Genomic DNA, 554 nt, shown 5'->3' on the forward strand with positions numbered 1-554 from the left:
TCGCACCAGCCGTGGACAAACCGATGCCGGGCAGCTCGGTGAGCTTCTCGACATCCTTGGGAAACTCGCCGCCGTACTCGGCCACGACAATTTTCGCGGTCTTTTGCAGATTGCGCGCCCGGGTGTAGTAACCCAGGCCGGTCCACAAGTGCAGCACTTCATCTTCCGGCGCGGCCGCCAAGGCCTCGACCGTTGGCAGCGAAGCCATGAAACGATCGAAATAGTTGAGCACGGTGCTCACCTGGGTCTGCTGCAGCATGATCTCCGAGACCCACACCCGATAAGGCGTGATGCCCTGTTGCCAGGGCAGGTCGTGGCGACCGTGGCGGTCGTACCAGTCCAACACAGCCGTTGAAAACTGCTCGTTTCTCATCGTTTGAACAGGCCTTTCAAAGCGTCTTTGAGTTGTGGATTAACCTTGTCGAGCTTCTCTTCCAGCTTTTCGTTCAGGCGGTTGCCGGCCGCCTTGATGGCGACCTGGTCCAGGCCGTCTTTGTCCAGGCGGCAGGCCTTGGCGCCCAGCTCCAGTGGGCCACGGCAGCGCAGCGGGAATT

The 554-nt window shown here is 60.5% G+C and carries 2 protein-coding genes; both read right to left on the reverse strand.

Annotated features, from left to right (window positions below):
- A partial coding sequence (locus tag OMK64_RS21555) for an HhH-GPD family protein (protein ID WP_524536925.1) occupies positions 1-373 on the reverse strand: 373 nt, incomplete at its 3' end.
- Positions 370-554, reverse strand: a 185-nt coding sequence (locus OMK64_RS21560; RefSeq protein WP_272730169.1) for a hypothetical protein, incomplete at its 5' end; no start/stop codon positions are given. The genes OMK64_RS21560 and OMK64_RS21555, both read right to left, overlap by 4 nt.

Origin of the sequence: Cellulomonas fimi (assembly GCF_028527925.1) — a bacterium.
Classification (GTDB): domain Bacteria; phylum Actinomycetota; class Actinomycetes; order Actinomycetales; family Cellulomonadaceae; genus Cellulomonas; species Cellulomonas fimi_C.